The sequence below is a fragment of the Sinorhizobium sp. GQ132 genome, assembly GCF_059758575.1.
In genome coordinates this window covers 171,836-185,440 of record NZ_JCAXDX010000001.1, presented here as the reverse complement: position 1 = coordinate 185,440, position 13,605 = coordinate 171,836, and the positions used below count along the sequence as shown (strand labels likewise).

10 protein-coding genes are annotated in these 13,605 nt (G+C 62.6%); 3 read left to right on the top strand and 7 right to left on the bottom strand.

Going from position 1 to position 13,605, the window contains the following annotated elements; all coding sequences use genetic code 11:
- Window position 1: 1 nt before the first annotated feature.
- The 5 genes from AC6CIG_RS00790 to AC6CIG_RS00770 form a co-directional block, all read right to left on the bottom strand.
- Window positions 2-871 (bottom strand): ABC transporter permease, encoded by an 870-nt coding sequence (locus tag AC6CIG_RS00790; protein WP_018098408.1) that lies wholly within the window; start codon window positions 869-871, stop codon window positions 2-4.
- On the bottom strand, window positions 871-1,812 hold the full coding sequence (locus AC6CIG_RS00785; RefSeq protein ID WP_498322034.1) for an ABC transporter permease: 942 nt from the start codon (window positions 1,810-1,812) through the stop codon (window positions 871-873). Before AC6CIG_RS00785 ends, AC6CIG_RS00790 begins: the two co-directional genes overlap by 1 nt.
- Before the next feature lie 87 nt (window positions 1,813-1,899).
- Window positions 1,900-3,417 carry an ABC transporter substrate-binding protein gene (locus AC6CIG_RS00780; RefSeq protein WP_498322422.1) on the bottom strand — a complete coding sequence of 506 codons (1,518 nt, stop codon included), beginning with the start codon at window positions 3,415-3,417 and terminating at the stop codon, window positions 1,900-1,902.
- A gap of 454 nt (window positions 3,418-3,871) precedes the next feature.
- On the bottom strand, window positions 3,872-4,999 hold the full coding sequence (locus AC6CIG_RS00775; RefSeq protein WP_498322032.1) for an NAD(P)/FAD-dependent oxidoreductase: 1,128 nt from the start codon (window positions 4,997-4,999) through the stop codon (window positions 3,872-3,874).
- Window positions 5,000-5,077: 78 nt separating this feature from the next.
- On the bottom strand, window positions 5,078-6,031 hold the full coding sequence (locus tag AC6CIG_RS00770; protein WP_018098412.1) for a LysR family transcriptional regulator: 954 nt from the start codon (window positions 6,029-6,031) through the stop codon (window positions 5,078-5,080).
- Window positions 6,032-6,218: 187 nt separating this feature from the next.
- Here AC6CIG_RS00770 and AC6CIG_RS00765 point away from each other — a divergent pair, with 187 nt between their 5' ends.
- Complete coding sequence (locus AC6CIG_RS00765) at window positions 6,219-7,406, top strand: acyl-CoA dehydrogenase (protein ID WP_498322031.1); 1,188 nt, start codon at window positions 6,219-6,221, stop codon at window positions 7,404-7,406.
- Window positions 7,407-7,417: 11 nt separating this feature from the next.
- Window positions 7,418-8,602, top strand: coding sequence for a CaiB/BaiF CoA transferase family protein (locus tag AC6CIG_RS00760; protein ID WP_498322029.1), 1,185 nt, complete (start codon window positions 7,418-7,420; stop codon window positions 8,600-8,602).
- 61 nt (window positions 8,603-8,663) lie between these two features.
- Here the strand turns inward: AC6CIG_RS00760 and htpG are convergent, their stop codons facing one another.
- On the bottom strand, window positions 8,664-10,553 hold the full coding sequence (htpG, locus tag AC6CIG_RS00755) for a molecular chaperone HtpG (protein WP_498322028.1): 1,890 nt from the start codon (window positions 10,551-10,553) through the stop codon (window positions 8,664-8,666).
- A 105-nt stretch (window positions 10,554-10,658) separates the two neighbouring features.
- On the opposite strand from htpG, the gene AC6CIG_RS00750 reads away from it, so the two are divergent.
- Window positions 10,659-11,831 (top strand): acetate/propionate family kinase, encoded by a 1,173-nt coding sequence (locus AC6CIG_RS00750; protein WP_498322026.1) that lies wholly within the window; start codon window positions 10,659-10,661, stop codon window positions 11,829-11,831.
- 183 nt (window positions 11,832-12,014) lie between these two features.
- Here AC6CIG_RS00750 and AC6CIG_RS00745 read toward each other — a convergent pair whose 3' ends face one another.
- Window positions 12,015-13,490: an NAD-dependent succinate-semialdehyde dehydrogenase gene (locus tag AC6CIG_RS00745; protein ID WP_498322024.1), complete on the bottom strand. Its 1,476-nt coding sequence runs from the start codon at window positions 13,488-13,490 to the stop codon at window positions 12,015-12,017.
- Window positions 13,491-13,605 lie beyond the last annotated feature (115 nt).

The window sequence follows — 13,605 nt, the reverse complement described above, 5'->3', positions numbered from 1 at the left end:
TTCATAAGTCCTTTCGAAGCCTTGGATCGAGAAGATCGCGCAATCCGTCGCCGACCATCTGCAGCGACAGCACGGAGAGAATGATGGCGAAGCCAGGAAACAGCGTCATCCAGTCGGCTTGGCCGATATATTGCCGCCCGGCGGAGATCATCGTGCCCCAGGTCGGGATTTCCGGGCTGACGCCAAGCCCGAGAAACGAAAGTCCCGCTTCGGCCAGCATGGCGCTGGCAAAGAGAAATGTCCCCTGCACGAGGATCGGCGACAGCAGGTTGCGCAGCACATGCCGCGTAATGATGTGGCGCGTCGAAATGCCAAGCGCCCGGGCGGCCTCGATATAGGGAAGCTCGCGGATCACCAGGGTCGACGCACGGACGATACGCGCCAGGCGCGGCGCGTAGACGATGCTGAGGGCGATGATGACGGTGGTCAGCGATGGCCCCAGCGCGGCCACAAGCGCGATGGCAAGAAGAATGTCCGGAAAGGCCATCATCGCGTCGATCAGCCGGGCGATCGGCGCATCGAATTGCTTGAAGAATCCGGCGATCAGCCCGAGCGTCACACCGATGATCGCGGACAATGTCACGACGGCGGCGCCGACCAATAATGACAGCCGCGCCGAATAGATGGTCCGCGAAAACACGTCGCGGCCGAACTCATCGGTACCGAAGATGAACGTGCCGCCCGGCGGTTTCAACCGGTTGACGATGGACAGTTTTGACGGCGCATAAGGCGCGATCAGCGGGGCAAAGATGGCAAGCAGCACGAAGATCGTCAGAACGATCAGTCCGAAGGCCACGGTCTTGCGCTTCAGCAGGCGCCGGATGAATTTGTTGCGCTCACTGAGCGCCGGTTTCGAGACGATTGCTGTCATCAGTAACGCACCCTCGGATCGACCAGCAGGTAGAGCATGTCGATGGCAAAATTGATCAGGACATAGAGTGCGGCAATGACCAGCAACGCCCCCTGGATGACCGGATAATCGCGCCTGAGCACGGCGGATACCACCAGGTTGCCGACGCCGGGCAGGCCGAACACGGTCTCGGTCACGACGGCGCCTGAGACGAGAACCGCCGCAGTCAGGCCGATCACCGTGAGGATCGGAACCAGCGCATTCTTCAACGCATGCTTGAGGATGACACGCCGCTCGATCAGACCCTTGGCGCGGGCAGTCCGGATATAGTCATCTCCGAGCACATCGAGCATCGAGGCGCGGGTGAAGCGCAGGACCAGCGCCGAGGAGACGATGCCGAGCGCAAACGCCGGCAGCGTCAGATGATACATCCGCTCAGCAAACGTCGATCCCGGTCCGCCGTAGCCCGACACGGGGAACAGATCGAGACGGACGGCAAAGACCTGCATCATGATCAGGGCAAGCCAGAAGCTCGGAATGCTGGCAGCCAGCATCGCCAGCGCTGTTGCTGCCTGGTCGAAGAGCGAACCACGCCGATAGGCCGCATAGATCCCGATCGGCAAGGCGATGGCGCTGGCGATGAGGAGCGAGAACAACGTAAGGAAAAAGGTCGGCTCGGCCCGCTCGAGCAGGGCCGATGCGACCGGCATGTTGAGGAAGATCGATTGGCCGAGATCGCCCTTCAGCAGTTGCCCCATATAATAGATGTATTGAACGCCCAGCGAACGGTCGAGGCCCAGCCGCATGCGCAGCTCCGCGATATCCTGGGCGCTGGCGTCCGGCCCGAGCATGACCGCTGCCGGATCGCCGGGCGTCACCCGTACGATCACGAAGACGATCGTGACGACAAGGAACATCACGACGATCATGCCGAAGAGGCGCTGGAGAATATACCGTATCATGAAAGCCTGATCCTCATGCTCCGGAGAGCGCGCAGGTCTGCAAAGGACACCGGCTCGAGCGAGCCGATGTCTCCGACCGAGGAATGATCATTTCGTAATCGACGCGTTCCAGAAAAATGGCCAAGGGGCCGGATCGACGCCTTCCAGTTTTGTCGACTTGGCAGCCACCGCGTTGAAGTTACCGATCTTCATGAAGGCCGCGTCGTCATAGATCGCCTTTTGGACATCGGCGAAGAGCGCAACACGCCTGTTTGGATCGACCTCAGAAGTGAATGCATCCACGGCTGCCTTGCGGGCGGGGGTGTTCCACCAGCCCGGCGAACTGGTCGAAAGCGAGCCGATCAGAGCCGGCTCCGGCAGGAACGGGCTGTGGGTGATATAGACGTCCCAAAGCTTGGGATCGGCCCGGCGCTGCGTCAGCGTTGCCCAGTCGACCACCTGCATATCGACGGTAAAGCCGGCAAGCTTGAGATATTCCGCCGCGACCTGGGCCATCTTGTAATGAAATTCATATTGGCGGCTGGTGAGAATCCGCAGTGGCTCGCCATTGTAACCGGCGGACTTCAGCGCTGCCGCCGCGCCTTCCGGGTCCGCCACATTGTAGGCTCCGTCAGTGCCCGCTTCGGTATGCCAGGAATAGGCCTCCGGGTAGATCGCGCCATCGAGGGAAAAGAAGTCCGGGCTGCCGAAGGCCGCAGCCATCATGTCTTCCATGCTGAGCGCCTGGCGGATGGCCTTGCGCACGGCGACGTCCTTGTTCAGCCCCTCGGCCGTATTGAAGACAAAGACCGGATAGCCGAATGGCTTGAGCATGATCGGCTGCGTCGAGGCCGAAGCCTTGACCTTGTCGAAAGATTCGACCGGGATGGAATCCACATAGTCATACTGGCCGGATACTGCCGCTTCGACGCGCGTGTTGGGATCAGGAACGGGGACAAAGCGGATTTCGTCGAGATACTGGTGTCGAGCGCCGCCGTAGCCATCGCTCTCGCCGGCCCGGGACTTGTAGCCCTCGAAACGGGTCAGCTGGATATATTGGTCGGCCTTGCGCTCCTTGAGCATGTAGGGACCTGTACCGATGAAGTCCTTCATCACGTCATCCTGCTTTTCCGACGGGATGATGATGGCTGCCGAATTGTTGAAGGCGAGCAGGGAAGCCAGCGGCGCGTAGGGCTGCGTCAGGGTGATCTTCACCGTTGCCGGATCGGCAGCTTCGATGGAAGCAATGAAGCCTGCTGCCTGCTTGCCGCGCGAGGCAATCTTTTCCCAGCGGGCAAGAGAGGCGACAACATCCTCGGATGTCATGTCCGTATCATCGTGGAATTTGATGCCGCTACGCAGCTTGATTGTGTAGGTTTTACCGTCGGCGCTGATGTCCGGCAGGCTATCGGCCAGAAGCGGCGTGACGTTCCAGTTTTTGTCGAATGTGTAGAGGGTCTCGAAAATATGCTGCGTGACGATACCGACGAGATCGGCCGTCGATGACATCGGATCAAGCGTCGGCGGCTCACCGATCGTGGCGACATTGACGATGCCGCCCTTTTCTTGAGCGAGAAGGCCGGAAGGAAGGATTGTCAGTGCAGTTCCCAGCAGAAGTGCAGTCACCTTTTTCACGTTGAAGTTCCCCTTGTTCCACTATTATGTTATATGTGTTGTTATAAAAGAATATTGGATAAGCGGTGGCTGTCAATCGAAAATTGAACTGCCACACGTTTCCATTGTCCGATCAGCGGCTGGCCCCCGGGGCTTCGTCCAATGGCGCCGCCTAAGAGCTCGGATTTAACGGAGTTCAACATTGTGCGCGCAGACGCAGATCTTTTGTGGCCGTTGCACAGTAGGCGCGGCGAACCTTCCTCGCTGCGCGCCTTTCCGGGGTGATTTCGTTGAGAGCTTGAACACCGAAAGGACCGGCACTTCGCAAACGATGCGAACGTGGGCAGCCTGATCGATGTCAGGAACGGCTCCTCAGTCGCGTGACGGCTGTTCCACGACGATAAATGGAGTTGTGGCCTGTGGTTTTGGAATTTATCGCGATTGCGGTCCGGCTCGCAAAATTGCTTCAGCTCGGCAGGCGACGCGGGTCGAACTGTCGGGGATCGAGTCCTTCGGCCCGGAAGGCTGCGGGCGGTGCGGTGTCGCTCAGAAGGGCAGCCGCCAGAGCGCCCAGCGCAGGCGAGGTGAGAATTCCATAGCCTCCCTGGGCGGCCAGCCAGAAGAAATCCGGGCAGCCTGGCGCAAAACCGATGACCGGCAGCCGGTCAGGGGAAAAGCTGCGCAGACCCGCCCAGCTCTTGACGATTCTTCTTACCGGGACCGTCGTCGCCTCTTCGACGTAGTGTGCGGCCCAGGCAACGTCGATCTCCTCCGGCTGTACGTCCGATGCTTCGCACGGCGTCGCGTCGGCGGGCGAGGCGAGCAGCCTCCCGCCCTCGGGCTTCATGTAAAAGTCTTCATCTATCTCGTTGATTTCAGGAAGCTTTCCTGCATCGATACCTGCCGGAAGGTCAACGGTGATGGCGGTGCGCCGATGCGGGACGATGCCGCTCGGCCTTACGCCGAAGACCGCGGCGACCGGGTCCGCCCAGGCACCGGCCGCGTTCACGACGATCCTGGCTCCGATCTCACCGGCCACCGTGCCCAGCAGCCAGCCCGATCCATGATGCCGAGCGGCGAGGATTTCATGGCGCTCGAGGATGTCGCAGCCGTTGCGGCGGGCGCCCTTGACGTAGCCCTGGAGCAGGTTCTCGACCTCGATGTCCCAGAAATTCGGGTCATGGAAGGCGGCTGCGACATAGTCGGGATTGAGGATCGGAACGCGGGCAAGCGCCTCGTCCTTCGTGAGCCGTTCGATTTCAGGCGTGAATTCGCGTTCTTCGGCGAGCAGCTTTTCAAATCGATCGAGTTTCCCGGCACCCGCGATCATCACGCCGCCGCGTTGCCTTAACAGCGGCACGTCGCTGAAGCCTTCCGGCGGCCGATCGAAAAAGGCCTTCGATATCGTCGCGAGTTTGCAGATTTCCGGCGCGTTGTATCTGAGCACGAACTCGGCGGCCGAGCGGCCGGTGCTGTGATAGCCGAGCGCCTCCTCCCGTTCCAGGATGGCGACGGAACGATGCGGGCTCAGGAAATAGGCGAGCGACAAGCCGGCGATCCCGCCCCCGATAATCACGACGTCGTAGTTTGCCATATACCGCTCCCGCAACTTGACGGCGGAGAATAGGGACGGTGCGGGTGCCGCTCAAATTTATAGTGGTAAATGTCGCTATCAATCCTGCTGATGGTCGCAATGATCCAGCGCTTCGGTGTCGGCGACGTGGGCGAGGAAGGCGGCTTCGGCCGGATTGAGGATGGAATTCGGATTGGAAATGCGGAACACGTCGGTCGTCGGCAGGTCGCGATAGGGGGGCAACTGCCACAAATCTCCCGCCGCGACGGCCTCGCGGGCGATATGATCGGGCAGCATGCCGATGCCGACATCGGCGGCGATCAGCCGCATGACCTCCTCGACATTGCAGGAGACGCCCCGAACCTGCTGGCCGAAGGAGCCAACGGCGCGGACTGCGGTCACGGAATTCATGTGCTGACCGCCGAGTACATCGGCTATGAAGGCGATGTAAGGATCGCCGCGCAGATCGTGGAAATCAACGCCCTCGACGCCGAAAAGCCGGTGGCCGCGGCCGCAGTAGAGCGCGTAGCGCTCGCGTATGTGGAAGCTCTTGTTCAAGCCCTCCGGTATGATGCCGTCGCAGAGGCCCATCGTCGCGATGTTGCGCTCGACGGCGCTCAACACGTCGACGGTCGTCGCCACCGTCATCGATATCGTCACCTTCGGATGCATGCGAAAGAAACTGCCGAGCTTCCGGTCCCAGGCGGGATTGTGGGCGTGGCTCACCGCATGGATGTTGAGATGACCGGTGATCTCCTCGCCCGCCGTTTCCAGAACATGCGGCAGGCGAATGACGGCCGCGAAGATATCGCGGCACTGGAGGTGCAGTTTCTCACCTGCTTCCGTCAGATCGAAACGCCCCGGGCGGCGGTCGATCAGTTTTTGCCCGATGGTCTGCTCGAGCCGTTTGAGGGCCATGCTGACGGCGGGCTGCTGCAGGAGCAGCCGGTTTGCGGCCGCCGTGATGCTGCCTTCCTCGACGACCACCACGAAGGTGCGCAACAGGTTCCAATCGAGATTGTGGGCGAAACGTTCAAGGCGGTTGTTGGTCATGGTGGCCGGCGGAGCGATAATGTACTTTATGCATATTCAGAAGAATGGTCGCTTGCACAAGGCCAATCGCCACGGCGCCGATCAGATGAATCATGCAGCAGGCGCATGAGCCAGTGTCTCAATTTCGTTTGAAAGCCTTGACCCGGCTTGTCATAACACAGGCGCGACAATGCGACGGGAGATAGAGATGGCCGGCAAAAGCCAATTCCAGTGGGACGATCCGTTCCTCCTCGAGGATCAACTGAGCGAAGACGAGCGGATGATCCGCGACACGGCGCGCGCCTATGCCCAGGAAAAGCTGCAGCCGCGCGTGATCGAAGCTTACCGCGAGGAGACGACGGACCCGGCGATCTTCCGCGAGATGGGCGACCTCGGCCTGCTCGGCGTGACCGTTCCCGACACCTATGGCGGTGTCGGCGCGTCCTACGTCGCCTACGGTCTCGTCGCACGCGAGGTGGAGCGCGTCGATTCCGGCTATCGCTCGATGATGAGCGTGCAATCGTCGCTCGTCATCTATCCGATTTTCGCCTACGGCTCGGAGGAGCAGAAGCGGAAGTACCTTCCGAAGCTTATCAGCGGCGAGTGGATCGGCTGCTTCGGGCTGACCGAGCCGGACGCCGGCTCCGATCCGGCGGGCATGAAGACCCGGGCGATCAAGACCGAAGGCGGCTACCGTCTCGTCGGCTCCAAGATGTGGATCTCCAATGCGCCGCTCGCCGATGTCTTCGTCGTCTGGGCGAAGTCGGAAGCGCATGACAATGCCATCCGGGGCTTCGTGCTGGAAAAAGGCGCGAAAGGCCTTTCCGCACCGAAGATCGCAGGCAAGCTCTCGCTGCGCGCCTCGATCACCGGCGAAATCGTCCTCGACAATGTCGAGGTCGGAGACGACGCGCTGCTGCCGAATGTCGAGGGGCTGAAGGGACCATTCGGCTGCCTCAACCGTGCTCGCTACGGAATTTCCTGGGGCGCGCTCGGCGCGGCCGAATTCTGCTGGCATGCGGCCCGTCAGTACGGTCTCGACCGCAAGCAGTTCAACCGACCGCTCGCCCAGACCCAGCTTTTCCAGAAGAAGCTCGCCGACATGCAGACCGAGATCGCGCTCGGGCTGCAGGGCTCGCTCAGGGTCGGACGGCTGATGGACGAGGGCCGCATGGCCCCGGAGATGATCTCGATCGTCAAGCGCAACAATTGCGGCAAGGCACTCGATATTGCGCGCATGGCCCGCGACATGCATGGCGGCAACGGCATTTCCGAGGAATATCAGGTCATGCGCCACATGATGAACCTCGAGACCGTCAACACCTATGAGGGCACGCACGACGTGCATGCGCTGATCCTCGGCCGCGCCCAGACCGGGCTGCAGGCCTTCTTCTGAGCGGCGCCGCCATGGAAGCGCCGCTCAAGGGCATCCGGGTGCTCGAACTTGCCCGCATACTGGCGGGCCCCTGGATCGGGCAGACCCTTGCCGATCTCGGCGCCGACGTCATCAAGGTCGAGAGCCCGGCCGGAGACGACACCCGGACCTGGGGACCTCCCTTCGTGAAAGGCGAAGGCGACGAAAGGCTGGATGCCGCCTATTTTCACGCGTGCAACCGCGGCAAGAGGTCTGTCGTTCTCGACTTTACGACCGCAGAGGGGCAGGAGGCGGTGCGCCGGCTTGCCGCGCAATCCGACGTTTTGCTCGAGAACTTCAAGGTCGGCGGCCTCGCCAAATACGGTCTCGATTATGAAAGCCTGAGGAAAGTCAATCCGCGGCTCATCTATTGCTCGGTCACCGGCTTCGGGCAGGACGGGCCCTATGCTCACCGCGCCGGCTACGACTACATCGTCCAGGGCATGAGCGGCATCATGGACCTGACGGGCGAGCCGGATCGTGAACCGCAAAAGATCGGCGTTGCCTTCGCAGATATTTTCACCGGGCTCTATGGTGTTATCGCGGTGCAGGCGGCCCTGGCACAGCGGGAACGCACGGGCGAGGGCCAGCAGATCGACATGGCGTTGCTCGACTGCATGACGGGCGTGCTCGCCAATCAGGCGCTGAACTTTCTCGTTTCCGGCAAGGCGCCGCGGCGGCTCGGCAATGCCCATCCGAATATCGCACCCTATCAGGTGTTTCCGACCGCCGACGGGCATCTGATCGTCGCAGTCGGCAACGACCGCCAATTCGTGAAATTCTGCGACCTCCTCGGCCGGCCGGATCTCGCCTCGGATGCCCGCTATCATACGAATGCAGACCGCGTGCAGCACCGCGAGAGCCTGACACCGGAGCTCGCGGCGGAAACGGCGAAGTTCGAGCGGGATACGTTGCTCGCCCGGCTCGAAGCCGCAGGCGTACCCGGTGGCCCGATCAACTCCGTCGCCGACGTTTTCGCCGATCCGCAGGTCGTCCACCGGCAGATGCGGGTGGAGACACCCCACACCGGCGCGGCGGCAGGAACGTCGCCGGGCGTCCGCACGCCGATCCGCTTCTCCGGTGCAACGCTTTCGCTCGAGCGCGGCGTGCCCCGGCTCGGGGAACATACGGATGAGGTGCTGGCGGAGATCGGAATGGTCTTGTCGAAAGACCGGTAAGTCAGGCCGGCCTCAATCTCCTTCGCCCCGCCTGCGGGACGAAGGAGCCTTTCTCTTGAGCCTAAACCTTCAAGGCCCGATCGAACACGCGGGAAAGCCGCTCTGCAAAGGCGCGGGGGTTTTCGGGCTTGTCGCCGTCGAGGACGCGGGCCTGGTCGAGAAGAAGTCTGACCGCGTCCTCCCGGAAGTCCTTGTCCTCCGCGGAGCAGGCGGCAAGCGCGGCGATCAGGTTATGGCCGGGATTGATCTCGAGGACTGGCTTGGGAGCGCCCTCCATGCGTCCGGCGCCTTGGAGCATTTTCTGGAGCTGAAGGTCAGGCCCCTGTTCGGGCGCGACAAGGCAGACGGCGCTTTCCGTGAGGCGGTCGGAGGTGCGGACGTCCGAAACCACGTCGCCGAGCGTCTCCCTCGCGAATGCCACGAACTCGGTGACGGCGGCGCCCGCTTCCGTCGAAGCGGCGGCCGCATCGTCCTTTTTGGCGATGGCGGCGAGATCGGCCGCACCCTGGGTGATCGACTTGAACGGCTTTCCTTCGAAATCGGGAGCGGTCGTCACCCAGAAGCTGTCGACCGGGCACGTCAGGAGCAGCACCTCGATGCCGCGGGCGCGGAAACCTTCGAGCTGGGGCGACGCCTTCAGCTGGGCGAGGTTGTCGCCGGTCAGGTAGTAGATGGCCGACTGGCCGTCCTTCATCTCCTTGACGTAATCGCTCAAACCGCGCGGCTTGTCGTCATCCGAGGTCGTGCGGAAGCGCGACAGCGCCAGGAGTTGGCCCCGCCGCTCGAAATCTTCGTAAATGCCCTCCTTGATCACGCTGCCGAAGTTTTCCCAGATCTTGGCGAAGGCCTCGGGATCGCTTTCCGCAAGCTTTTCGATGCCGGTCAGGACGCGGTTCGTCAGCCCCTTGCGGATATTTGCGAGAAGAGGACTTTCCTGAATCATTTCCCGCGAGACGTTGAGCGGCAGGTCCGCCGTGTCGACGAGGCCGCGCACGAAGCGCAGGTAGCGCGGCAGGAGTTCCGCCTCGTCGGTGATGAAGACGCGCTTGACGTAGAGCTTCATCCGGCCCTTGCGATCGGGGTCGAAAAGATCGAACGGCTTCGAGCCGGGCACGAAGGCAAGCGCGGTATATTCGTGGCGCCCCTCGGCGCGGAAATGAACCGTCAGCGCCGGATCGTCGTACTGCCCGGCAACGCCGCGGTAGAAATCGGTATAATCGTCCTTGCTGATCTCGCTTTTCTGCTTCGTCCAGAGCGCCGTGCCGTCTGCTACCTGTGCCGGTTCTGCACCGGGCTTCTCGACGATCGAGATCGGAACCGGCACGTGACCGGACTGCTCCTTGATGATGCACTCGACCGTCCAGCGCGAGGTGTAGGTCTTGGCGTCGTCCATCAGATGCAGCGTAATGCGCGTACCACGCGACGGCGCGTCCGCGAGATTGACCGCCGAAACCGTGTAGCTGCCCTTGCCGTCGGATGCCCAGTGCCAGGCCTTGTCGGTGCCGGCGCGGCGGGAAACGACATCGACGTTGTCGGCGACCATGAAGGCCGAATAGAAGCCGACGCCGAACTGGCCGATGAGCTGGGCGCCGTCCTTGTTCTGCGCGGCTTCAATCCGCTCCATGAAGGCACGCGTGCCGGAGCGCGCAATCGTGCCCAGCGATTCGACAAGCTCGTCGCGGCCCATGCCGATGCCGTTGTCCTCTATGACCAGACGGGCATTCTCCTCGTCGAGCGTCAGAGTGATGCGCGAGGCGGGATCGCTGCCGAGGAGCTCCGGGGCGACGATCGCTTCGTAGCGCAGCTTCTCGCAGGCGTCGGCCGCGTTCGAAATCAGCTCGCGGAGAAAGACGTTCTTATCGGAATAGACGGAGTGCACCATCAGGTGCAGCAGCTTCGCCACGTCGGCTTCGAAGACATGTTTCTCTACGGACGTTTCGACTTCACTCATTGCGTTTTCGGACCTCGTTGACGTTTGCTCCCAATTGGCAAGCCGCGGCCTGAATTTCAAGGGTCGTCTTGCGGCAGCCCCGCTTCGGTGCGAAGCTCCTGTCAGATGGAAGCGCTGCTCGTCATCAATGCCGGCTCGTCCAGCCTGAAGTTCCAGATATTCGGGATCGCCACGGCGGGGCTCGAGCGGCAGGTTCGTGCGAAACTGGACGGCATCGGAACCCGGCCGCGCCTGAAGGCGACGGCAGCCGACGGCACCGAGCTCATCGATCGGAGCTTGGACAGGACCGATGTTCGCGACCTTCCCGCGGCCCTGTCGGTCGCACGCGACTGGCTGGCGACGCTTCGCGGTTTCGACCTCCGGGCGATCGGCCATAGGGTGGTGCATGGCGGTCCGGATTACGTCCGGCCGGTGCTGATCGACACGACGGTGCTCGACCGTCTGTCAAGCTATCAGGACCTCGCACCGCTGCACCAGCCCAACAATCTCGCGCCGATCCGGCTCGCTATGGAAATCAAACCCGATGTGCCGCAGGTCGCCTGTTTCGACACGGCCTTCCATCGAGGGCGCGCCGAGCATACCGATTGCTATGCCCTGCCGCGCGCCTTCTATGAGCAGGGTGTGCGGCGCTATGGCTTTCATGGGATTTCCTATGAATATATCGCCGGTCGACTGCGCGAGGTGGCGCCGGAGGTCGCCCGCGGCCGGGTGATCGTCGCCCATCTCGGCAGCGGCGCGTCGATGTGCGCGCTGAACGACGGACGCAGCGTCGAAACGACGATGGGCTTTACCGCACTTGACGGGCTGCCGATGGGCACGCGGCCGGGCCAATTGGATCCCGGCGTCGTTCTCCACCTGCTCCGGGACATGAGTGCACAAGCTGTGTCGGACCTCCTCTACCACCAGTCCGGCCTGAAAGGTCTCTCCGGCATATCGAACGACATGCGCGAGCTTCTGGAGAGCGAGGACCCGCGTGCTTCCTTCGCGATAGACCATTTCGTGCACCGCTGCGCGCTCAACGCCGGCATGCTGGCCGCAGCCTTGGGGGGCCTCGATGCTTTTGTCTTTACGGGCGGCATCGGCGAAAACGCCGCGCCGATCCGGGCCCGTATTTCCGAAGGCCTGGCCTGGCTCGGCGCGCGGCTCGATCCGGCCGCAAACGATGCAGATGCCTCGGTCATCTCGAAGGCAGGAAGCCGCGTCGCGCTCCACGTCATGCCTACCGACGAGGAACTGATGATCGCCCGCCATACGCTTGCGATCATCCGTGCTCCTTGAAGAGCCGGCCCGAAATGTTGTTGTTCCGACAGTTCCCCTCCCAATACGGAACGCCTCTACATGTGGCATGCTTCGGCTGAAGCGTGAACCGTGCCGCAAATCGTCTCCCCCCTTGTGGGGGAGATGGCCGGCAGGCCAGAGGGGGCGTCTCGGGGGGCGTCCCGGCGGTCGGCAGGCGCCCGGTCAGATATTGCCCATGCAGAGATATTTCATCTCGAGATAGTCCTCGAGGCCGTGGCGGGAGCCTTCCCGGCCGATGCCGGATTGCTTGATGCCGCCGAAGGGAGCGGCCTCAGAAGACATGCGGCCCGTATTGATGCCGACCATGCCGTATTCCAGAGCCTCGGCGACATGCCAGACCCGCTTGAGGTTCTCGGCGTAGAAATAGGCAGCGAGACCGTAGATCGTATCGTTCGCCTCGGCCACCACCTGCTCGGCAGTCTCGAAGCGGATGATCGGGGCGATCGGCCCGAATGTCTCTTCCTGCGCGATGCGCATGTCGTGCGAGATGCCGGTAAGCACCGTCGGTTCGAAGAAGGTGCCGGTCGTTCCGATCCGGCTGCCGCCCGAGCGCACTTGCGCTCCCTTGGCTACCGCGTCGGCCACATGCGCTTCGATCTTGTCGATCGCGTGGACGTCGATCATCGGACCGATGGCGACGTCGGGAGCAAAACCGTCACCGACCGTGAGTTCGCGCACGCGCGCGACGAACTTGTCGGCAAACGCGTCATGCACCGCGGATTGCACATAGATGCGGTTCGCCGAAACGCAGGTCTGGCCGGCATTGCGGAATTTCGCCTGGAGCGCGCCGTCCACCGCCTCGTCGATATCGGCGTCGTCGAAGACGATGAACGGGGCGTTGCCGCCGAGCTCGAGGCTTACCTTCTTGATCTGGTCGGAGCATTGCCGCATCAGGAGCCTTCCGACCTCCGTCGATCCGGTGAAGCTGATCTTGCGAACCTTGGGATTGCTGCAGAGTTCGCGCCCGATCGGGGCGCCTTCGGAGGCGTAGAGAAGATTGAGTACGCCTTCGGGAAAGCCCGCCTTCTCGGCAAGCGCGAACATCGCGCCGGCTACCAGCGGCGTCTGTTCGGCGGGCTTCAGGACGATGGTGCAGCCGGCGGCAAGCGCCGGGGAAATCTTGCGCGCGACCATCGAAGCCGGGAAATTCCAGGGCGTGATCGTGCCGACCACGCCGACCGGCTGCTTGATCACGAGCATACGCCGATCGTTGGCGGGTGCCGGGAAGGTCTCTCCGTAGACGCGCTTGGCTTCCTCCGCGTACCATTCGACATAGGATGCGGCGTGCAGGACTTCGCCCTTTGCCTCGCCGACGGGTTTGCCCATTTCGGCAGTCAGGATAGAGGCGAGGTCGTCGGCATGCTCGACGAGCAGGTCGTGCCAGCGGCGCAGGATGATGCTGCGATCCTTGGCCGGCTTGCCGGCCCACAGAGGCTGGGCGAGGGCGGCCGCGTCGATAGCCGCGCGTGCGTCATCGATTCCCATGTCCGGAAGCGTCGCGAGCAGTTCGCCGGTAGATGGGTTGGAAACATCGAAGGTGGGGCCGGCCGGCTGTCCGGAAGACGGCGTGACTTCGCCGAGGGAGGCTAAGACCTTCGGTCGCCGGATGAGTCTGGTGAGTGCGGGTGTCAGGGCCATGGGGCGTCCTCCCGCGATGCCTGCGGCGACCGCAGGCTTCGCTTCTATTCCTTGTGAGGGCGCGGATCGTGCGCCCCGGCATGGGCGACCGCGATAGCGGCCGGTCCGGCAGCCG